Origin of the sequence: Erythrobacter neustonensis, assembly GCF_001663175.1 — a bacterium.
Classification (GTDB): domain Bacteria; phylum Pseudomonadota; class Alphaproteobacteria; order Sphingomonadales; family Sphingomonadaceae; genus Erythrobacter; species Erythrobacter neustonensis.
In genome coordinates, this window is record NZ_CP016033.1 from 236,074 (window position 1) to 256,741 (window position 20,668).

18 protein-coding genes are annotated in these 20,668 nt (G+C 66.6%); 3 read left to right on the top strand and 15 right to left on the bottom strand.

The window, feature by feature from the left end; genetic code table 11:
• Nucleotides 1–9: 9 nt before the first annotated feature.
• From A9D12_RS01155 to A9D12_RS01190, 8 genes are all read right to left on the bottom strand, one after another.
• Complete coding sequence (locus A9D12_RS01155) at nt 10–1,155, bottom strand: TrbI/VirB10 family protein (protein WP_231889662.1); 1,146 nt, start codon at nt 1,153–1,155, stop codon at nt 10–12.
• Nucleotides 1,155–1,982 (bottom strand): TrbG/VirB9 family P-type conjugative transfer protein, encoded by an 828-nt coding sequence (locus A9D12_RS01160; RefSeq protein WP_068348911.1) that lies wholly within the window; start codon nt 1,980–1,982, stop codon nt 1,155–1,157. Before A9D12_RS01160 ends, A9D12_RS01155 begins: the two co-directional genes overlap by 1 nt.
• Complete coding sequence (locus A9D12_RS01165; RefSeq protein WP_068348914.1) at nt 1,979–3,202, bottom strand: TrbL/VirB6 family protein; 1,224 nt, start codon at nt 3,200–3,202, stop codon at nt 1,979–1,981. The genes A9D12_RS01160 and A9D12_RS01165 overlap by 4 nt, the downstream gene beginning before the upstream one ends.
• Nucleotides 3,199–5,625, bottom strand: coding sequence for a VirB4 family type IV secretion/conjugal transfer ATPase (locus tag A9D12_RS01170; RefSeq protein WP_068348917.1), 2,427 nt, complete (start codon nt 5,623–5,625; stop codon nt 3,199–3,201). Before A9D12_RS01170 ends, A9D12_RS01165 begins: the two co-directional genes overlap by 4 nt.
• Nucleotides 5,615–5,899: a VirB3 family type IV secretion system protein gene (locus A9D12_RS01175; RefSeq protein ID WP_082925317.1), complete on the bottom strand. Its 285-nt coding sequence runs from the start codon at nt 5,897–5,899 to the stop codon at nt 5,615–5,617. The genes A9D12_RS01170 and A9D12_RS01175 overlap by 11 nt, the downstream gene beginning before the upstream one ends.
• Before the next feature lie 11 nt (nt 5,900–5,910).
• Complete coding sequence (locus A9D12_RS01180; protein WP_082925318.1) at nt 5,911–6,222, bottom strand: TrbC/VirB2 family type IV secretion system protein; 312 nt, start codon at nt 6,220–6,222, stop codon at nt 5,911–5,913.
• A 38-nt stretch (nt 6,223–6,260) separates the two neighbouring features.
• Entirely contained in the window at nt 6,261–6,905 is a 645-nt protein-coding gene (locus A9D12_RS01185) for a lytic transglycosylase domain-containing protein (RefSeq protein ID WP_068348920.1), read from the bottom strand.
• 154 nt (nt 6,906–7,059) lie between these two features.
• Nucleotides 7,060–7,431, bottom strand: a complete 372-nt coding sequence (locus A9D12_RS01190; RefSeq protein ID WP_068348923.1) for a hypothetical protein — start codon at nt 7,429–7,431, stop codon at nt 7,060–7,062.
• Nucleotides 7,432–7,745: 314 nt separating this feature from the next.
• On the opposite strand from A9D12_RS01190, the gene A9D12_RS01195 reads away from it, so the two are divergent.
• Nucleotides 7,746–9,311, top strand: coding sequence for a hypothetical protein (locus tag A9D12_RS01195; RefSeq protein WP_068348926.1), 1,566 nt, complete (start codon nt 7,746–7,748; stop codon nt 9,309–9,311).
• 109 nt (nt 9,312–9,420) lie between these two features.
• Nucleotides 9,421–12,138 (top strand): TonB-dependent receptor domain-containing protein, encoded by a 2,718-nt coding sequence (locus A9D12_RS01200; protein ID WP_068348928.1) that lies wholly within the window; start codon nt 9,421–9,423, stop codon nt 12,136–12,138.
• Nucleotides 12,139–12,214: 76 nt separating this feature from the next.
• Here A9D12_RS01200 and A9D12_RS01205 read toward each other — a convergent pair whose 3' ends face one another.
• From A9D12_RS01205 to A9D12_RS01235, 7 genes are all read right to left on the bottom strand, one after another.
• Nucleotides 12,215–12,958, bottom strand: coding sequence for a class I SAM-dependent methyltransferase (locus tag A9D12_RS01205; RefSeq protein WP_231889663.1), 744 nt, complete (start codon nt 12,956–12,958; stop codon nt 12,215–12,217).
• Nucleotides 12,959–13,070: 112 nt separating this feature from the next.
• Nucleotides 13,071–13,745 carry a response regulator transcription factor gene (locus A9D12_RS01210; RefSeq protein ID WP_068348934.1) on the bottom strand — a complete coding sequence of 225 codons (675 nt, stop codon included), beginning with the start codon at nt 13,743–13,745 and terminating at the stop codon, nt 13,071–13,073.
• A gap of 104 nt (nt 13,746–13,849) precedes the next feature.
• Nucleotides 13,850–14,590, bottom strand: coding sequence for an SDR family NAD(P)-dependent oxidoreductase (locus tag A9D12_RS01215; RefSeq protein ID WP_068348937.1), 741 nt, complete (start codon nt 14,588–14,590; stop codon nt 13,850–13,852).
• A gap of 1 nt (nt 14,591) precedes the next feature.
• Nucleotides 14,592–15,734, bottom strand: coding sequence for an acyl-CoA dehydrogenase family protein (locus A9D12_RS01220; RefSeq protein WP_068348939.1), 1,143 nt, complete (start codon nt 15,732–15,734; stop codon nt 14,592–14,594).
• Nucleotides 15,735–15,834: 100 nt separating this feature from the next.
• Complete coding sequence (locus A9D12_RS01225; protein WP_068348942.1) at nt 15,835–16,650, bottom strand: ferredoxin--NADP reductase; 816 nt, start codon at nt 16,648–16,650, stop codon at nt 15,835–15,837.
• 153 nt (nt 16,651–16,803) lie between these two features.
• Complete coding sequence (locus A9D12_RS01230) at nt 16,804–17,841, bottom strand: Fe(3+) ABC transporter substrate-binding protein (RefSeq protein ID WP_068348945.1); 1,038 nt, start codon at nt 17,839–17,841, stop codon at nt 16,804–16,806.
• A gap of 66 nt (nt 17,842–17,907) precedes the next feature.
• Complete coding sequence (locus A9D12_RS01235; RefSeq protein WP_231889664.1) at nt 17,908–18,930, bottom strand: ABC transporter ATP-binding protein; 1,023 nt, start codon at nt 18,928–18,930, stop codon at nt 17,908–17,910.
• A gap of 14 nt (nt 18,931–18,944) precedes the next feature.
• On the opposite strand from A9D12_RS01235, the gene A9D12_RS01240 reads away from it, so the two are divergent.
• Entirely contained in the window at nt 18,945–20,648 is a 1,704-nt protein-coding gene (locus A9D12_RS01240) for an ABC transporter permease (protein WP_231889665.1), read from the top strand.
• Nucleotides 20,649–20,668: the final 20 nt, after the last annotated feature.

The following is a 20,668-nucleotide window of genomic DNA, read 5'->3' on the forward strand; positions in this document are numbered from 1 at the left end:
GCCGGCGCCCTACCCTGCGGTGCTGAAGTCGAGATCGCGCGCGGTGAAGACGCGGATCGGTTCGCCCATCCGCACGCGGATCGTCGGGCTGATCGTGCCTTGCGATTGCACCGCGGTATTGGCCGCGCCCTGCGCGCCGCCCGCCACGATCACGCCGCCGATCCCGCCGGTCGCGACCGCGCCGAGGCCGCCGACCACCGAAAGCAGCAGGCCCGAACCGAAGCGCTTGAAGAAATGGCTATCGACCCTGCCTTCAAGACCCGTCGCCCCGTCGAACCCGACGGCGGGCGACGCAAGGCTCACCGATACGCCATCGGGCCGGATCAGGCGCGTCCAGATCACATAGGCGCGGCGCTGGCCCTGCTGCACGCCCGCCTGATACTGACCGATCAGCCGCGAGGAGCGCGGGACGAGGATGCGCTTGCCATCGAAGCTGCGCACGTCCTGGCTCACCACCGCGCGGACATAGCCCGGCACATCGGTGTTGATCGCGGTTTCGAGGATCGCTGGGATCAGCGTGCCTTCGGTCACGGTGGTCGAAGGATTGGCCATCGCGCGCGCCTGTGCAGGCGCACCGCCCACCCCGCCCAACCGGCTGGCGAAATCGGCCGCGCCCGAGGAACCGGGCATGGCCGCACCCGCAGCCCCCGGGGTCGGCGCGCCTTCGGTCTCGATCCCGCGCACACCGCGCGCGGTGCTGGCGTCGAACAATAGCTGCGGGCTGGCATAGGGGTTGGTCTGCACCGCCTGCACCGCGCCCGGGTCCATCGCATAGACGGGCGCGGGCGCCGGATCGGGCTGCGGCATGATCGGGGTCACCGCAGGCATCGCGCCCGGATCGACAACCGGGTCGACCGGGGCCACCGCGACGGTCGCGCCATCGGCAGCCGGCGGCGCGACGGCAGGGTTGCCGATCCCTTCAGGCTCATCGGTGCGCGCGGCGTTCATCGCCCAGAACGTCACCGCACCGAGCAGGCCGACCACAGCGACCCCGGCGAGCAGCTGGAAGCCATCGCTCTTGGCCTTGCGGTCGATCACCGCAGGGAAGGCGGCGCGGCTCGCCAGATCGATGATCTCGGCGGATTCGCGTTCGCGCGGATCGCCGCTTTCGGCGGCATCGCCATTCCTGGGCGGCAGGCGCATCGCAAGGCGCATCAGTTGGACTCCCTCTTGATCGTGGCGGGCCGGTCAAGCCCTGCCTGCCGCGGGGCGCTGCGCAGCGGCCCGGTGTTGGTGAGCGTCGCGCTGTCGCGGCCCGAGCGCAGGATCACCTGGCGCGGCACGCCTTCGACCACCACGGTATCGCCGCGTACGGTGTAGTTCACCGGCCCCTCGTCGCCCTCCGGGTTGAGGATGAGAATGGCAGGAATTGCAATGCCTTGCGGCCAGCTCAGAAACAGCGTGTCACCATCGTCATAGGCGCGCGCGGGCAGCAGCGCGGGCTTGCCTGCGCTGGCCCAGGCAAAATTGAGCTGCGCAGGATCGCTGACCACATAGCCACTTGCCGCAGGCGCGGTTTCCTCGGGCGCATTGGCGGCGCGCGCGGCGAGCGCCTCGGCCTCGGCAAGCGCGGCGAGCCGGGCTTCCTCGGCCTTCTTTTCCAGTTCGGGATAACGGAACTGGAGCACGTAAAGCGCTGAATTGCGGGGACTTGCCACCAGATCGAACAGATAGGTGCGCTTGTCGGTGACCACGGTCATGTTGGTCCGCGCGACCGGATCCAAGGGTTTGACGAACAGGATCGACTGCGCCTTGTTGGGCTGCACCTGCCACGCGGCCGAATCCCCGATCGCGACGTTTTCGATCACTTCGTCGGGCGCGAACTTGATCGTGGTCTGGACCTTCACCATCCCATCGATCCGGACCACGGCGTTTTCGTTGAAAACCAGCGTTTTCAAGCGGTAATCCTGCGCAGTTGCAGGCACGCCGAGCCCGAGGGCAAGGGCCAGCAGGGGCGCAAGGACAGGCGCGGCGCGGGTCATTGGTAGGTCTCCGGTGGGGGGGATTTGGGGGTGGTGGCGGGTTTGGCGGGGGCAGCGCTGCGGAAGCGGTTGCCGATCCCGCGGGTGCGGCCCGGCGGAGGGGCCAGCGGCGCGATCCCGCCCGATTGCGCGGCGCCCATGATGACGCGTGTTTCACGTGAAACACCGCCCCCGACCCCGCCGTCATTGGCCGCAGAAAGGGTCTGACGGGGGTCTGAAGCGGGTCTGGAGGCGGTCAGACCGGGGGCAAGCGCAGCCATGCCGAGGTTGCGCGCCGCCCCCACCGCCGCCCCTGCCGCAGCCGCGGACGGTGCGAGCGGCGCAGGAACGGGACGCGGAATATCGCCGCCGCGCGCGCGGTCTTTCGACGGGACAAGGCCGAAGACCTGCCAGCCGGCGACCATCGTGCCTGCCACCTTGAGCGCGATCAGCATCAAGGCCATGTGAACCGCGCCGACAAGGAAGAACGCCATCGCCGCCTGCTGGTCGATCTGGCCCGGCACCTTCACCAGCGCGGCCAGCACCGGCACGGCGAGTTCGAGCATGATCGACCCGCCCAGCACCGCAAACAGCGGGGCCAGCGCCATCATGGTCAGGCCCTTGAGCCAGCCGGTGAACAGCCCGCGCGTGCCTTCGAACAGCGCGAGCACCACGAAAATCGGCCCGATCGCCAGCAGCAGCGCGAGCGCGATCCGCGCGGTGACCAGCAGGCCGACTGTGCCCAGCAGCAACAGCATCGCCCCCAGCCACATCATCCCCGGCGGGGAAAAGGCGCTGATGTCCTTGGTATCGCCGCTCGCCTGCTGGATCGCGTTGAACACAACGTCGAGTTTCTGCGCGAACACCGTGGTCGCGCTTTCGCGCTGTGCACCGGTGAGGATCCCCGCAATCTGGTCGGGCCCGCCGACAAAGAAATTGTAGAACACGGTCGAGAACGCGACGTAACTGGTCGCAAAGCCGACCACCAGGCCCAGCGTGATCATCTTCGGGATCAGCGCGCGCACGCCTAGGTTGGCGCGCCCCAGCATCAGCGACATGCCGAAGCCCGCGACATAAAGCACCAGCACCAGCGTCAGCGTCAGGGTCAATTGCCCTTCGGTGCCGAACAGGCGGTTGAAGGCCTGCTCGCTCATCCCGCTGGCGATGCAATCGACCGCGGTCAGCGCCGAAGCGACCCCGGTGCCCATCGCCTGGGCGGCGGCATCGCAGACCGCGCTCATTCTGCGGCCTGCTGGAAGGGATCATCGTCGCCGCCCGCGGGCGCCGCCGCATCGGGCCACGGCCTGCCGGTGAGCGGCGGATACCAGCCTTGGGGGGCATCGCCCACCGCCTCGCGCAGGAGATCGAGCCGCCGCACCGCGCTTTCGCGGCCCGACAGGATCGTCAGCACCTCGGGCGCGCCCGACAGGTCGAGCCGGACGACCACGCTCGCATCGGGCTGGCGCACCAGAAACGCGCGGCTGTGCGCAGGCAGGCTGCGGATCAGCGCGAATTCGTGGGGGGTAAGGCCGAAGCCGTCGCAGTAATCCTCGGGCCGTGCGCGGCTGTTGGGCATGAACACCATCGTCGCGGTCTGTTCGACCAGCGCGGTCGCAATCTTGCTGTCGAGCGCATCGCGCGCCGACTGCGTGGCAAAGCCGACCAGCGCGTTGCGCTTGCGCAGCGTCTTGAGCCAGTCGCGGATGCGCGCGGCGAACACCTCGTCGTCGAGCGCCTTCCAGCCCTCGTCGATCAGGATCATCGTCGGCTGCCCGTCGAGCCGCTCTTCGATCCGGTGGAACAGATACATCATGGTGGGCGTGCGCAGCCGCGGATTTTCAAGCAGCGCGGTCATGTCGAAGCCCAGCACGCGGGCATCGAGATCGAGCTGGTCGCGCGCATTGTCGAACAGCCAGGCATGTTCGCCGTCCGCAATCCACGCCGCCAGCCGATCCGCCAGATCGCCCGGTTGCGGGCGGCGGGTGCCCGAGAGCAGCTCCTTGAAATGCCGCAGCCGCCGCAGGCTCGGGTCGTTGGCATAGGTCGCATCGACCGCGGCGCTGATCGTGGAGAACTCTTCCGGCCCATCGGCCTTGAGCAGCACCGCGAGCCAATCGCGCAGGAAGGCGCGGTTGGCGGGCGTGTCGGTCAGGCTCAGCGGATTGAAGCCGGTGGGCATCCCCGGGCTGATCCGGTCATAGCGCCCGCCGATCCCGCGGATGAACAATTCCGCCCCGCGATCCTTGTCGAACAGGATCGTGCGCGGTTTGAACTTCTGCGCCTGGGCGGCAAGAAAGTTCATCACCACGGTCTTGCCCGAACCCGACGGGCCAATGACGCTGAAATTGCCCAGATCGCCGTGATGGAAATTGAAGAAGAACGGCGTTGCGCTGGTGGTTTCCAGCAGCGTCACCGCATCGCCCCAGTGGTTGCCGCTCGCCTGCCCGAGCGCAAAGCCGTGGAACGATCCGAAGCCTGCCATATTGGCCGAGGAGATCAGCGCGCGGCGCACGATATATTCCTCGTTCCCCGGGAATTGCGCCCAGAAGGCGGGTTCGAGGTTGGTGTCCTCGCGCACCGCGATCGCGCCCGTATCCGCAAGGGCCGCGGCGCAGGCGGCGGTCGCATCGTCCAATGCGGGCAGCGTTGCCGCGCGCACTAGCACAGTGAGGTGATGGTCGCCGAAACCCACCGCGCCATTGCCCAGCGCATCGCGCGCGGCGAGCATCTCCCCGCGCTCGGCGGCGGCTTCCTCGTCCACCGAACGCGAGCGGCGCAGCGCCAGATCGATCCGTTCCTTGGCGGTCGTGCGCTCGTTCGGGGCGTAGCTTTCGGTGACGACCATCTCGAACGGCAGGCGCAGGATATTGTCGAGCAGGCCCGGCGAGGTCGCTTCCGGATAGTCCTTCAACCCCAGGATTGCGGCAAAATCGGGGGCGGCGCTGCCGCGCAGTTCCATCGCGTCGAGCCCGAAGCTCGCGCGGCGATAGGGGAGCATGTGCCCGATATCGGTGTCGTCCGAAGGGCGGCGCACCGGGCGCATCTCGCCGTTGTAGAGCGCGGAAAGCAGTTCGAGCATTTCCGAATTGGTGCCGCCCGCGCCGTCGTAATCGCCCAGCACCGCCGCGCCATAAGCCTGAAGGCTGGCAACCAGCCCGGTGATCGCGGCCTTCAGGCTGCGCAGATCCTTGGGATCGGCTTCAAGCTCGTCCGCGCCCGCGCGGTTGAACATCTTCGACAGGCGTTCGGGCAGGCCGGTCTTGCCGCGCGCAGGCCGGCGGATCAGCGTGACGAACTGGTCGTTGATGAACAGCGATCCCCCCGCCAGCCGCTCTTTCCAGCGCGCGTCGATATGCGCGCTGAGCGGATCGGGAAACGCGGCGTCGAGCTCAACCTCGACCCGGCGGCGGATCACGTGGTGATACATCACGAAGCGTGCATCGAGCGTCGAGCGCAGCATCACCTCACGCGTGGCGGCATGGCCGTTCAGCGCATCGCTGTCCTCGGTCTCGAACAGGAGACCGGGGATCTGCAACGCGCTCATCACGCTGCCATCGCGCAAGAGCACGGTGCTTTCGTCGATCAGCCGGGCATAGGGCAGCCGGTCGCCGACACGGGCTTCCTTCGCGCTCCACGCGGCGGGACCGATCCATTTACGGGGCATAGGAATTGCATCCCCAACGCTTGAAATTGGGCACCCGCGGGCACTTCGACACCTTCGTGATCCACAGATCGAACACGCGCGGCTCGCGCAGTGACGCGAAGTATCCGATTGCGTGCATCACCACCGGCACCGGAATGATCCAGAAGCTCTTGAGGATCAGGAACGCGATCGTCGTCACCATCAGGTTGATGATGAAGAAATTCATCGTCACCCCGGCAAACATCTGCGGGCGGGTGAGCGCGCGGTGGACGGGATGACGCAACAGATCGCTCACGTGCCTGCCCCTCAGCCTGCGGCGGACTGGATGCCGGCGACGATCGTGGTCGCGCCGAACAGGATGAAGACGCCGATGATGACAGTCGCGCCAAAGCGCCAGTTCATCCGGCCGGTCAGCATCATGAACCCGATCGCCGCGACCGCCATCACCGCCACGGTGGTCGCCACGGTGCCCAGCAGCGTGCCCTGCAACCACAGAAGCGCGTTGTTGATCGGGCCCGAACCGGCCGGATCGGCGGCCTGCGCATGGGCGGCCGTATGGGCCGAAACCAGTGCCAGCATTGCGGCAACACGGGCAGGAAGGCGGAATTTGGGCATCATGTCCTTGTCAGTCTCTCTTTTTAAGAATGCCGCGCGGGTTATGGCCCGGGTGCGCGCGCATGGTTGGCCAGTCGCCCCATGATGGCGGCAACATAATGCTTTGTCTCTCGGATATTGGGTACCCCGCCCGCGCGCTCCACGCGGCCCGGCCCGGCGTTGTAGGCGGCGAGCGCCTTTTCCAGATCGCCATCGAACCGGTCAAGCTGTTCGCGCAGGTAACGCGCGCCGCCTTCGAGGTTGGCGAAGGGGTCCTGCGGATTGACCCCGAGATAGCGCGCGGTACCCGGCATCAACTGTGCCAGCCCTTGCGCCCCGACGGGCGACAGCGCGTTCTCGCGCCAGCGGCTTTCCTGCCATACCAGCGCCTCGATCAGCGCGGGCGACAGGTCGAAACGCGCGGCGAGTTCGGCAAGCTTGGGCGCATAGCGCAGCGGGATGCCCGCTGCGGCCAGCGCCGGATTGGCGATCGCATGATCGGGAAGCGAAAATTCGGGCGCGTCCGTCGCGGCGGCCACGGGTGCGTCAGCGCGCACAGGGTCCGGGATCGCGGGCTGTCCCGCCAGCGGCCCGGCAACCCAGCGCGCACCATCGGCGCCGAGTTCGAGAACATCGGCGCGCGCCTCGGCGGCAATCCCGGTCATCAGCACGGCAATCATGACGCGGCGTACCGCGGCGAGAATCATGTCTCGGCCCTCCAGACGATCGCGCCTTGTCTAACCTAAGTGACAGGCGCGTGACAGCCCAAGCGTTGCGGACAAAGCAAAGCGCGCGCAGCTTTTGGCCACGCGCGCGATGAATAGGGGCTGATTGGCCCGCGAAGGGCCGGATGCGTCCGCGTCAGTCGCGGCGGGTAAGCTGCGCCGCGCGCGCGTCTGCGCCGCGGAATTCGCCGCGTGCGAGCATCTTGAGCGCCTTGCGCGCCAGCCGCTGCGAATCGGTGACATTGCCATCGATCGTGGCGAGTTCGACCGCCTCGTCGCAGGCCGCCGCGGCTTCGAACGCGGCGCGCGCGCGGGCATCGTCGCCCTTCTGCGCATAGGCGATGCCCAGGTTGATCAGCACCGCGGCATCGCGCGGCTGGCCTGCGCTGCTGCGTTCGAGCGTGAGCAGCGCCTGATCTGCGCTGCCCGAAGCCAGCGATTGCGCGCCCGGTTCAGGTGCCACCGAAGTCGCAGCGACAAGTGCAAGGGCAAGAGCGGTAAAGGACATCGGCACGCCTCCTCATCAGATCATGCGCCATGATGACCCGCGTCGGCCCGCGATGCAATCAAACTGCAACATTGTAATCTGGCTGTAATATTTCACGCCATGCCTCTGATTTTACGTCTTTAGATTGTTACATCGCCCGTCATCCGGACAGGTGTTGCATGGTCACATTTGTCTTTCTTCGGTCATAATCGCCGGACTGACATGCATCTGTAACGATGCACAAATTCTGTCACGTCCCGTCCCTAGCCAGCCCCCGAGCGCCGCCAGATGGCCGCGCCCGAACTAATTCTCGGCTCAACAGGGGACCACCGCTCGTGACCAACATCCACCGCACTCTCATTCTCGGCACCAGCCTGATCGCTCTGGCAGGTTGCGGCGCGGACGAGATCGTCTCGCCCGGCACCGGCGGCGATATCATCATCAACAATCCCTCGCCCACCCCGACCCCGACGCCGACCCCCACCCCGACCCAGTCGCTGGTGACCCCGGCGGCCGGCTGCCCGACGATTGCGAGCACCGGCGGGCTGACCGATGCCAACACGATTTCGGGCCCGACCGGCACCTACCGCGTGTGCCAGCTGCCCGCGCGCTTCACTTCGAGCGACAACCTGCCCTATATCCGCGGCCTCGTTTACCAGATCGCCGGCCGCGTCGAAGTCGGCGCGGACCGCGGCTTTGCCAGCACCGGCACCACCGTCACGCTGACGGTCGAGCCGGGCGTGATCCTGTTCGGCCAGCAGGACAGCTATCTCGTGGTCAACCGCGGCAACGCGATCCAGTCGAACGGCACCGCGGACCGCCCGATCATCTGGACCAGCCGCGACAACATTCTCGGCCTCACCAACGACAACAGCCAGCAGCAGTGGGGCGGCGTCGTGCTGCTCGGCCGCGCGCCGGTTTCCGATTGCTCGACCGGCGTGTTCAACACCGCCGCTGCCCCCAATGCGAACGCAACCTGTGAAGGCCGCCTAGAAGGCGCGGCGGTCGCCACCCCGTTCGGCGGCGCGAATGCGGCCGACAGCTCGGGTTCGTTCCGGTTCAACCAGATCCGGTTCTCAGGGTTCGAACTGGCGCCGAACAACGAATTGCAGTCGCTCACCACCGGCGGCGCAGGTTCGGGCACGGTGATCGAGAACCTCGTCTCGTTCAACAGCTCCGACGACGGCGTCGAATTCTTCGGCGGCGGCTTCAATGTCCGCAATCTGGCGGTGATCGGCGCATCGGACGACAGCCTCGATGTCGACACCGGCGCGATCGTCAATGTCGACACCATGATCGCGGTGCAGCGTTCGACCACCGGCGACCGGATCATCGAACTCGATTCGCCCAATGTTGCCGACCGCACGCCTTCGAACGCAATCCCCCAGACCCGTCTGCAGGTGAACAACTTCACCTTCGTGGTGCGCGACGGCGCGCCGCAGGTGATCCAGGCCCGCGGCGGCGCGGCGCTGGGGCTGACCAACGGCGTCATCAATGCCGGCACCAACCACTGCTTCCAGATCGACGAGCCGGCAACGCTTGCCGCGATCATCGGGGTGGATTCGGTGGTCGGCGATTGCCCCGCGACCGATCCGATCCGCGGCGGCGCCGGCAACACCAATGCCGATGTGGCCGCACGCATCAATGCGGGCACCAACAACAACTTCGCCTTTGCGATCACGCTGACCAATGGCGTGGTGAACGGCGCGGGCGAGAACGGGCGCACCGCCTTCAATGCCGCCTCGCGGTCGAGCTTCTTCCCGACCCGCACCTTCATCGGGGCGATCCAGAACGCCGCGGCGCTGACCAGCATCTTCGGCAACTGGACCTGCAATTCGGCGACGCAAAACTTCGGCAGCCAGACGGGCAACTGCACTTCGCTGCCCGTCTACCCGGCCTGAGGCCAGCCAGCCCAGACCTGACCTGACCCGGGGGAGACGCCGCCCAGCCGCAGCGCCTCCCCCAATTTTGCATTCACGAACGACCAATTCCTCCAAGGGGCCAATCAAGATGACCACCGCCAAGCGCCTTGCCGGGCTGCTGCTGCTCACCACTTCGCTGACGCTGCCGTCGGTTCTGCACGCGCAGGAGGCACCGCCCGAGGACGACGCGGCCGCGGCAGCGCAAGACCCGGACGCCGCGGTTGAGGATGACACGGCTGTCGAAGAGACCGACATTTCGCTGCCCGGCGGCGGGATCATCGTGACGGGCCGGCGCAACCGCGATCCGGCGCGCACCTCGGGTCAGGTGCTGAGCGTATTGTCCGAAGCCGATATCGCGCGCAGCGGCGAAGGCGACATCGCGGGCGCATTGACGCGGGTCTCGGGCCTGTCGCTGGTGGGCAGTGGCCGCGTCTTCGTGCGCGGGCTTGGCGATCGCTATTCGCTCGCGCTGCTGAACGGCCTGCCGCTGCCCAGCCCCGAGCCCTTGAGCCGCGTCGTCCCGCTCGACATCTTCCCGACCAGCGTGATCGCATCCAGTCTGGTGCAGAAAACCTATTCGGCCAACTTCCCGGGCGAATTCGGCGGCGGGGTGATCAACCTCACCACCAAGGCGATTCCGACCGAAAGCTTCCTCACATTGAGCCTTTCGGGCAGCGGCGATACCGAGACGACCTTCCAGAACGGCCTCACCTATTTCGGTTCGGATTACGACACCTTCGGGTTCGACAACGGCAACCGCGATATTCCCGGCGTGCTGCAAGGCGCGATTGCCAACGGGACGCGGATCAACGACCTGTCGGCGGCGCAGCAGCGCCAGCTTGCCGGGCAGATCATGCCGCTCAATCTGGTGACGCTCCAGAAGTATGACGAACTGCCGATGAACTTCTCCGCCAGCCTGACCGGCGGGACATCCTTCGAGGTCGGCGATGGCAATTACCTTGGCATCATCGCGACTGCCGGCATCACCAACACTTGGCGCAACCGCAACGTCACCAGCCAGCAGTTCGGCGATGCGCAAGCGGGGCAGATCCTGTTCGATTCGCAGAACTTCATCACCGACAACAAGGCGCTGGTAAACGCGCTGATCGGGATCGGGCTCGACATTGGCGAGCACACGATCCGCTGGACCAATCTCTATATCCGCGACACGCTCAAGACCGCGCGCCTCGCTACCGGCACCGACAGCTTCACCGATGTCGCACGGCCGTTCGATTTCCAGACCCAGCAGACCGGCTGGTTCGAACGCCAGCTGATCGACAGCCAGATCGTCGCAGAGTTCGATTTCGACGCTTTCGAGCTCGACTTGCGCGGCGGCTATGCCCGCACCGACCGCGAGGCGCCCTATAACGCGATCGTGCCCTATATCCGCACCAACATCCCCAATGATCCCTTCGGCGACAAGTTCGTGGTCGATGTCGGCGCGCTGGTGGGCGGGACCGAGCGGATTCAGGTCGGTTTCGAGGACTTGCAGGAAGAGCTGTGGTTCGGCGGCGCGGATGTCACCTTCGATGTCACCGACACGCTGTCGCTGACGACGGGTTATGCCTATTCGGACACGACGCGGCGCTCGTCGAGCTTCATCATCCGCCCGCTGGTCGGTTCGAGCGCGGATCGCACGTCGATCCTGCGCGCGCTGGGCCTGCGCCAGCCGGGTCTGATCTTCAACGGGGCGACGCTGGCCACCGATGCCAATGGCGTGGGCTTCTTCGACATCACCGTGTCCGATCCCACCCCCTTCCCCGTGTTCGACGCCGCCTTGACGGTGCACGCAGGCTACGGCCTTGCGCGCTACCGCCCGACCGACCGCCTCAGCATCGAGGCAGGCGTGCGTTACGAGGACGGCCTGCAGGTCGCCGCGCCCGATCCGGCCTTCGGCGGCAGCAACCTTGCCAACCCCACGCGGATCGCCAACGATTATTTCCTGCCCTCGGCCACGGTCACGTGGGAAGCGGTGGACGATCTGCAACTGCGCCTTTCGGCCTCGCAGACGATCGCCCGCCCGCAGTTCCGCGAGTTGGTCGAACAGACCTATTTCGATCCGGAATCGAACCGCCGGTTCCGCGGCAACCCCTTCCTCGTCGACAGCGAATTGCTCAATCTGGAAGCGCGCGCCGAATATTACTTCGGCGGCCCGCGCCGGGTGAGCCTTGCCGGGTTCTTCAAGAAGATCGACAACCCGATCGAAAACTTCCTGATCACCGCGCCCGGCATCATCGAGACCAGCTACGCCAACGCGCCCGAAGCCGAGCTTTACGGCGCGGAGCTTGATCTGGCCTATGGCATCGGGCTGGAAAGCTGGGGCGGGTTCTTTGCGAGCAAGCAGTTCCTGATCCTCGCCAACTACACCTATACGCAGTCGAGCATCAGCGTCGGCGCCGCCGATCTGGCCCCGATCCCCGGCGCGACCGGCCAGCTTGCCAGCCAGCTGTTCGACGACGGTGCGCCGCTGGTGGGTCAGTCGGACCACGTGGCCAACCTCTCGCTCGGCATCGAGGATGACGACAAGGTCCAGCAGTTCACCGTGATGTTCAATTACGCGAGCGAGCGCGTGACGCTGCGCGGCGGGGCTCTGCCCGATGTGGTCGAGGATCCGGGCCTGACCGTGGACGTGGTCGCGCGCACCGAAGTGAAGCTCGGCCGCCTGCCGCTCGAATTGAGTTTCGAGGCGCGCAACATTCTGGGCCGCGACAATTTCGAGTATCAAGAGATCAATGGCAACCGCGCCGAGATCAACACCTACGATGTCGGCACCAGCTTCTCGGTCGGGCTGAAAGCCGAGTTCTGAGCCGCCGGCTTCGGCCATGAAAAAAGGGCCGCCCCGGCAACAGGGGCGGCCCTTTTTGCTTTCGGCGTTGCAGCGGTCAGACCGGCTTGCGACCCACCAGCAGCCCCTTGGTGCCGCCGCCCTCGTAACGGAAGTCGATGCCCGGCCAGTCCTTACGCCAGCGCCGCGCGACCACCCGTTCGCCCGGGCGCGCGGCATCGTCGAGCAGCACGATCCCGCCCGGCACAAGGCGGTCGAACAGGCGCTCGGCCATGCCGCGGACATAGGGATGCACAACCCATGGCGGGCCATCGATCACCAGCATGTCGATCCGCGCGGGCACTTCGGCCAGATCGTACCATAGCCCCGGCCACGCCGGATCGCGCGAGGCGAGCGGCGCGTGGTGGAAGCGCGCGGCCAGTCCGTTTTCCGACAGCCACTCGCGCACTTCGCCCACGAACGGTTCGTGCTGATCGTAGGAATGCAGCTGGCCTCCACCATGCAGCGCCAGCGCGCGGGCGATCACCAGCGAGGTCGCGCCCGAACCCAGTTCGACCACCACCCTGGGGCGGCGCGCCTCGATCTCGTCGACGATCCGGTGGAGGAGGAAGGTGTCCGCTTTCCAGCTACCCAGATGCGGCAGCGCATCGTCATCGAGCCCGATACGCGCCAAAAGCTGCGCCTTGTGCGCCTTGGTCCCGCCATACAGGCTTTTCAGCAGCCACGGCCATTGCACCGCGGCAAAGGCCAGCGTGAACAGCTTTTCGCCGGTGGTGCGCGATGCGCTGGGTGTTTGCCCGAAATCCTTGGCAAGCAGGCCCGTCAAATTTTTGGAGGTCAATGTTTCACACCGCAAAAGGGGGAGGCTGCGCGCATCTAGCGCATTGGCGCGCGGCTGACGAATGCTATTGTGCCGTGCCGCCCCGGGGACGCGCCAGTCGGAACGATCGCGGCTAGGTCAGATCGAAAACATACCCCAGCGACCGGACGGTGCGCAGCGGATTGCCCCCGCCCGCCGTCTTGATCGCGCGCCGCAGCCGGCCGATCCAGACATCGACGGTACGCTCGTCGATCGGCGGTTCGCGCTTGCCCAGCCCGCTGATCAGATCCTCGCGGGTGAGCACGCGGCCCGGATTTTCGGCCAGAAAGCGCAGCAGGCGAAATTCGTTGGGGCGCAAGGCAATCGGCACATCGTTCCAGCGCGCCTGCAATGCCGCCATGTCGATCGTCAGCGCGCCCAGCGCAAAGCGCCGCGTCGCCTGATGCTCGCCGCAGCGCGATTGCAGCGCCAGCACCCGGTCGAGCACCGCGGTGCGGGTGAGCGGGCCGATCACGTAATCATCGGCCCCGGCCCTCAGCGCACGGCGGCGATCCTCGGGATCGTCCTCTTCGAGCACCATCGTCACATGCGCATCGAGCGTGCGCGGATCGGCGCGCAGCCGGCGACACATCTCCAGTCCGGCAAGGTCAGGCATCACCCAGTCGACAAAGGCCCACATCGGCCCTTCGACCAGCCGCCGCGGCCCTTCCGGCCACAACCGGTCGAAGGTGAAACGGCGCTGATCGTGGACAAAGTCTTCCAGACCCGTCCCCAGATCGCTCGTCAGGAAGATATTGACCACATCCATCGGCTCGCTGCCCCGCATTGCTCAAGGCTTTGCGTGGCGCAGCTGTATGACGCGTTTGTGACGGGTTTTCAGTTGCGTGTCACAATTGCCGCGACGGCGCGGGGTCAGCCCAGCGTCAGCCCGCCATCGACCACCAGCGTCTGCCCGGTGATATAGGCCGAGAGCGGCGAGGCAAGGAACAGCGCCGCGCCCGCCATATCCTCGGGCGTGCCCATCCGGCGCAGCGGGATTTTTCTGAGCGTTGCCGCCACGCGCTCGGGATTGTCGGTGGTGACAGATGTCAGCTTGGTCGGCACCAGCCCCGGGGCGATGCCGTTGACCCGGATGCCATCGCGCGCCCAGGCCTCGCCCAGCGTCTTGGTCAGGCTCGCCGCGCCTGCTTTGGAGGCGGCATAGGCGGGCGTGCCGATAGTCGATTTGAACGCAGCGACGCTGGAGACGATGATGATCCGGCCCTTCGCCTCTGCCAGCGCCGGGTGGAAGGCGGTTGCGGCATCCATCACCGAATTGAGATTGATATCGACGACAGCGTCCCAGCCTTCGCGTGCGAACTCCTGCCGCCCGTATCGCACCGTGCCCTGACACAGCACCAGCACATCGAGCGCGCCGAAGCCCTCCGCCAGCCGCGCCGCCGCTTCGCGGTCGGTGAGGTCCAATTGGCGGTAATCGAGCCCGGTGAAATCGCTGTCCTCGGCCTCTAGATAGTCGCCCAAATCGGGCCGCGTGCCGGTGACGGTGACCTGTCCACCGCGCGTGCGAAAGCCGTGTGCGATGCCGTTGCCGATCCCGCTCGACCCGCCGATGACGAGGACGCGCTGGCCGGTGAAGTCGAGTTCGCCCGCCACCTCAGATACTCCGCGAGATCACTTCCTTCATGATCTCGTTCGTTCCGCCGAAGATCCGCGTCACGCGCGCATCGCGCCACAGCCGCGCGATCGCATATTCGTTCATGTAGCCCGCCCCGCCGTGGAGTTGCAGCGCCGTGTCGCAGCATTCCCACTGGAGGTCGGTGTGCCACAGCTTCGCTGCGCTCGCCTCGTCGGTGGTAAGCTCGCCTGCGAGATGCTTCCTGATCGCCCAGTCGAGATGCGCCCAGCCCACCTGGAGCTTGGCCTTCAAGTCGGCGAGCGTGAACTTGGTGTTCTGGAATTCGAACACGCTCTTGCCGAAGGCTTTGCGATCCTTGGTGAAGGCCACCGCCTCATCGAACGCCCGCTGCGCCGCCGCCTGCGCGCCGACCGCGATGCTGAGGCGTTCCTGCGGCAGTTCCTCCATCAGATGGACAAACCCCATCCCTTCCGCGCCCAAGATATTGGTCATCGGCACGCGGCAATCGTTGAAGAACAGCTCCGAGGTGTCGGCTGAATGCTGCCCGATCTTGTCGAGATTGCGCCCGCGCGCAAAGCCGGGGGTGTCGGCATCGACCAGCACGAGGCTGATCCCCTTGGCGCCCTTGTCGGGATCGGTCTTGGCGACCACGATCACGCAATCGGCGTTCTGGCCATTGGTGATGTAGGTTTTCGACCCGTTGATGACGAGGTGGTTGCCATCCTTCTTCGCGGTGGTGCGGATGCCCTGAAGATCGCTCCCCGCACCCGGCTCGGTCATCGCGATCGCGGTGATGATGTCGCCGCTGACCATGCCGGGGAGATACTTCGCGCGCTGTTCGTCATTGCCCAGCCGCTCGAAATAGCTGGCGGTAATGTCGTTCTGGAGCGTGAAGCCAGCCGAGGAACCGAGGTAGGAAATCTCCTCGGTCAGCACGCAGTTGAACCCGAAATCGAGGCCGAGGCCGCCGTTCTTTTCCTTCACCGTCATGCACAGCATGCCCGCATCGCCCACCGCCTTCCACACATCGCGCGGCACGATGCCATTGGCTTCATGTTCGTCGAGATGCGGGGTCAGATGCTCGGCAAAGACACGGCGCACCGTGTCGCGGAAGGCCTCGTGGTCTTCGTTATAGGCGGTGCGGTGGGTGGTGGCGAGCATGGCGGTTTCTCTCCGGGCAGATCGGTTTCGATTTGCCATGAGTGAACCCCGCCATCGCAAGCGGGTCAAGCGTCAAAAATGCAAGCCGCGCAGGCGAAGGTTACCCCACGAACGCCCGTTCGATCACGAATTGCCCCGGCTTGTTGTTCGCGCCTTCCTCGAACCCGCGCTGCTCGAGATCGGCGGCGTGGTCCTTGATCATCGCCATGCTGCCGCACAGCATCACGCGGTCTTCGTCCGGCACGAAGTGCTGCGGACCCTTCGACTGCGCGAACAGGCGGCCGTCGTCGATCAGCGTCTGGATGCGGCCGGTCGTATGGAAGGCCTCGCGCGTGACCGTGGGCACGTAGATCATCTTGGCGCGGTCATCGTCTTCGAGCAGCGGGTCGCCTTCGAGCTTCGATTCGAGCAGTTCGCGGTAGGCCAGCTCGCCCACGCTGCGGACCGAATGGACCACGATCAGCTCGTCATACATCGCATAGACCTCAGGGTCGCGCACGAGGCTCATGAAGGGCGCGAGGCCGGTGCCGGTCGAGAGCATGAACAGCCGCTTGCCCGGCAGCAGCGCGTCGGTGACGAGCGTGCCGGTGGGCTTCTTGCCGAGATAGATCGGATCGCCGACCTTGATGTGCTGGAGCCGCGAGGTGAGCGGGCCGTCCTGCACCTTGATCGACAGGAATTCCAGTTCCTCCTCGTAGGAAGGCGAAGCGACCGAATAGGCGCGCAGCAGCGGCTTGCCGTTGTCGCCCGGCAGGCCGATCATCACGAACTCGCCCGAACGGAAACGGAAGGACGCCGGCCGCGTCATCTTCAGCGTGAACAGGCCATCGGTCCAGTGGTGGACATAGGTGATGGTCTCGACAGAGAGCGCCGCGCTTTCGGTGAACTGGTCGCGGGTCAGAGCGGTTTGGGTCAAGACGGGCCTCGGATACAAAGATGGGGCCGCCCGCAAAGGGGCGACAGATTGGCGGCGCAAATGGACGTATCGCGCGCGCGCTTCAAGCTAGATTAGCGATAGGGCGTGAAAGCGGGCCTTGGTTTGCGGCTGGTCAATCCCTGCAAGCTGCAATCAGTTCCAGCGTGCCGCGTTGAACAGTTCGACCGCGCGCGCCTCGTTCCGGCCGATCTCGGCCGCGCCCAGCGTGTCCGCGCGGAACGGGCCCAATGCTTCGACCGCCGAGGTCGGCGCAACGCCCTTGGCCGCGGGGTATTCGTTGTTGTCGCCGGCGAGATATTTCTGCGCGCTGTCGGAGGCGAGATATTCGAGGAACTTGACCGCATTGGCGCGGTTGGGCGCGGTCTTGACCACGCCGGCTCCGCTCATGTTGACATGGGTGCCGGTGGTCGCCTGATTGGGGAAGATGATCCCGACGCTTTCCAGCACTTTCCGCTTTTCAGGCGTGTCGAAGCGCGCGAGGTAATAGGTGTTGACCAGCGAGATGTCGCATTCGCCCGCCGCGACGGCCTCGATGTTCGACATGTCGTTGCCCTGCGGCGCGCGCTTGAAATTGGCGACCACACCCTTGGCCCAATCGCCCGCTTTCGCCGCACCGTCATGCGCGATCAGGCTGGAGAGCAGCGCGATGTTGTAGACGCTGGAGGAGGAGCGCATGCAGATCCGCCCGCGGAATTCGGGTTTGGCCAGATCCTGATAGGTGTCGAGGCCCGCGGGCTTGCCCTTGGCCTTGTTGTAGATGACGATCCGCGCCCGCGTGGTCAGCGCGAACCAGCGGTTCTGCGGATCGCGCAAATTGGCGGGGATGCGCGTCGCAAGCACCGGCGAATCGACCGGGGCAAGGATGCCTGCTTCCTCGGCGCGCCACAGCCGGCCCGCATCGACCGTAATGAACAGATCGGCCGGGCTGTATTCGCCTTCGGCCGCGATGCGTTCGATCAGCGCGTCGGCATCGGCTTCGATACGGTTGACCCTGATCCCCGTCGCCTTGGTGAAATCCTCGTAAAGCGCCAGATCGGTGTCGTAGTGCCGCGCTGAATAGACGTTGATCTCGCCCGTCACCGGAACGGCATCGGCGCCGCTTTCCTCACCCGGCGCACAGGCGGCGAGCAGGCCAAGACTGGCGATGGCGGCGAGCAACAGGTGTTTCATCGGGAGAGAGGCTTTCGCAGCGGTTGTTGCGAATGACTTGCAATATTATGCATGCGTGCGCAAGGCCTAACTGCGCGCGAAGGCCCGCACGCTTTCGGGATCGGGCAGCACGCTGTAGGTCTTTAGAGGATCGACCGGCACGGCGGTTTCGACCGTGATCGCCGCGCCTTCCGCCCCGCCGATCAGCACCCGCGACCGCGCGCCCAGCGGATGAACGTCGCGCACCTTGCCGCCGCGTACATCGGCCACCGGCACCAGCCGGTCGGCCTGCACCAGCAGATCGAGCAACCCTTCGCCCTCGGGCAGTTCGCCTGCAAGGCTTGCCAGCGGCCACAGCCCGAACGGCGTGTCGAGCCCGCCTTCGGCAAGCGTCCCCTTCACCACCTGCGCTCCGCTGAAGATCGCGCCGACAGCGGCGGTGACAGGCGCCTGATGCAGTTCCTCGGGCGTGCCGAACTGGACGATCCGGCCCGCCTCCATCACCGCGATCCGGTCGGCCACGTCGAGCGCTTCGGCCGGATCGTGCGTGACGAGAATCACGGTCGATCCCGCCTCGCGCAGCAGGATGCGGCATTCGCGCCGAAGGCTGCGGCGCAGCACGATGTCGACGCTGGCGAAGGGTTCGTCCATCAACAGCACCCGCGGGCGCGGCGCCATCGCGCGGGCCAATGCGGCGCGTTGCTGCTGTCCGCCCGACAATTCGTGCGGATAGCGCGCGCCCATTCCGGCCAGCCCGACGCGTGCCAGCCAGTGATCCGCCATCGAGCGTTCGGCCTTGGGCATCCCGAAGGCGACGTTGGCACGCAAGGTCATATGCGGGAACAGCGCGCCGTCCTGAAACACCAGGCCCACGGGGCGCGCTTCGGGTGCAGGATTGTGGGCGGCATCGGCCAGCACCTCGCCGCCAAGCGCGATTTCGCCCTGCTGGACGCGTAGCAATCCCGCCGCAAGCCCGAGCAGTGTTGACTTCCCGCAACCCGACGCGCCAAGCAGGCAGGTGATTTCCCCCGCCGGCGCGGCAAAGCTGATATCCTCCAGCGCCCGCACCGGACCATAAGCATGGGCAATATGACGAAATTCGAGGCTCAAGGGCGCGTTCCGCGATGATGAGAGTGCGCCGCCTTAGGCAATTTGCCGGGGCAACTGCAAGCGAGCTTGCGCGTAAAGCGCCCCCGGCGGGCGACGCCGCGCATGGCCTGACCATCGCCGCATGGGTGCTGGCGGTGCTGGCCGGGCTGCCGATTGCCGCGATCGCCTGGGCCGCGCTGACCGGCAGCGGGGACGGCGAAAGGCTGAGCGCGCTCGCAGGCTCGGTGCTGCCGACCTACATCGCCAACACCGCGCTGATGATGCTGGGCGCGGGCGCGATTGCGGGGACGATCGGCACGGGCTGCGGCTGGCTGGTGGCGGCAACGCGCTTTCCCGGCCGCCGCGTGCTCGGCTGGGCGCTGGTGCTGCCGCTCGCGCTGCCTGCCTATCTTGCCGCCTATATCTATGCCGCGTTGCTCGATTTTTCGGGGCCGGTGCAGACCGGTTTGCGCAGGATCGCGGGCTGGGGCGCGGATGATTACTGGTTTCCCGATATCCGCTCGCTGGGCGGCGGGGCGCTAGTGCTGGGGCTGGTGCTCTACCCTTACGTCTATCTGCTCGCGCGCACCGCCTTTGCCACGCAGAGCGTGACGCAGTTCCGCGCCGCGCGCAGCCTTGGCGCTGCGCCTTCGCGCGCATTCTGGAAAGTGGCGCTGCCCGCCGCGCGCCCCGCCATCGCCGGCGGGCTTGCGCTGGTGCTGATGGAGGTGCTCGCCGATTTCGGGGTGGCCGAATATTTCGCTGTCCCCACCTTCTCGACCGGGATCTTCCGCAGCTGGCTGGCGATGGGCGACAAGGCGAGCGCGCTGAAACTGGCGGGCGTGATGCTGGTCTTCGTGATCGCGCTGGTCGCCTGGGAAGCGCGCACCCGCGCAGGGCGCAGCGACAGCCGCGACGGGCTGGCCGCGCGCCGTGACGAAGAACCGCTGGTGCACCTGTCGCGCGGCGGCACGGCGCTGGCCCTTGCGGCTTGCGCGCTGCCCGTGCTGATCGGTTTCGTGGCTCCGGCAGGCTATCTCGTCAGCCTTGCGATGACCGGAGAAGCGCAGGGCGGCGCGGGCGATCTGGCGACCTATTTGCGCGGCAGCCTGTGGCTGGGCACGGCGGCGGCAGCGGTGTGCCTTGCCGCGGCGCTGGTGCTCGCCTTTGCCCGCGCGCGCTCGCAATCGGCGGTGACCAACGGCGCGATCCGGTTGGCAACGCTGGGCTATGCGCTGCCCGGCGCGTTGCTCGCGGTCGGCCTGCTCGCCCCGCTGGGCGCCTTCGACCGCGCGCTGACCGATTTTGCGCGCGGCAATCTGGGCTGGAGCGGCGGGCTGCTGCTCACCGGCACCAGCGCGGTGCTGGTCTATGCGCTGGCGGTGCGGTTCATGACAGTGGCGTATAACACCGTCGGCGGCGGATTGTCGCGCATCCCCCCCGGTCTCGATGCTGCCGCGCGCAGCCTTGGCGCAAAGCCGTCGCGCGTGTTGGCGCGGATCTACGCCCCGCTGCTCGCCCCCAGCCTTGGCGGCGCGGCGGCGCTGGTGTTTATCGATACCTTGCGCGAACTGCCCGCCACGCTGATCCTGCGCCCCTTCAACCTCGAAACGCTGGCCACGCGCACCTACCGGCTGGCCGGCGACGAGCGGCTGGTCGAGGCGGCGATCCCTGCCCTGATCCTGCTCGCCGCAGGGCTGTTGCCGGTGCTGGTGCTCAACCGCTTGGGCAAGCGCTGACAAAAACTGTCAGGCCAGCC

Bases quoted from the DNA above. Each gene is read 5' to 3' on its own strand.
- A9D12_RS01155 (WP_231889662.1), bottom strand. From the start codon at position 1,155: ATGCGCCTTGCGATGCGCCTGCCGCCCAGGAATGGCGATGCCGCCGAA.
- A9D12_RS01160 (WP_068348911.1), bottom strand. From the start codon at position 1,982: ATGACCCGCGCCGCGCCTGTCCTTGCGCCCCTGCTGGCCCTTGCCCTC.
- A9D12_RS01165 (WP_068348914.1), bottom strand. From the start codon at position 3,202: ATGAGCGCGGTCTGCGATGCCGCCGCCCAGGCGATGGGCACCGGGGTC.
- A9D12_RS01170 (WP_068348917.1), bottom strand. From the start codon at position 5,625: ATGCCCCGTAAATGGATCGGTCCCGCCGCGTGGAGCGCGAAGGAAGCC.
- A9D12_RS01180 (WP_082925318.1), bottom strand. From the start codon at position 6,222: ATGATGCCCAAATTCCGCCTTCCTGCCCGTGTTGCCGCAATGCTGGCA.
- A9D12_RS01185 (WP_068348920.1), bottom strand. From the start codon at position 6,905: ATGATTCTCGCCGCGGTACGCCGCGTCATGATTGCCGTGCTGATGACC.
- A9D12_RS01190 (WP_068348923.1), bottom strand. From the start codon at position 7,431: ATGTCCTTTACCGCTCTTGCCCTTGCACTTGTCGCTGCGACTTCGGTG.
- A9D12_RS01200 (WP_068348928.1), top strand. From the start codon at position 9,421: ATGACCACCGCCAAGCGCCTTGCCGGGCTGCTGCTGCTCACCACTTCG.
- A9D12_RS01210 (WP_068348934.1), bottom strand. From the start codon at position 13,745: ATGGATGTGGTCAATATCTTCCTGACGAGCGATCTGGGGACGGGTCTG.
- A9D12_RS01220 (WP_068348939.1), bottom strand. From the start codon at position 15,734: ATGCTCGCCACCACCCACCGCACCGCCTATAACGAAGACCACGAGGCC.
- A9D12_RS01230 (WP_068348945.1), bottom strand. From the start codon at position 17,841: ATGAAACACCTGTTGCTCGCCGCCATCGCCAGTCTTGGCCTGCTCGCC.
- A9D12_RS01240 (WP_231889665.1), top strand. From the start codon at position 18,945: ATGATGAGAGTGCGCCGCCTTAGGCAATTTGCCGGGGCAACTGCAAGC.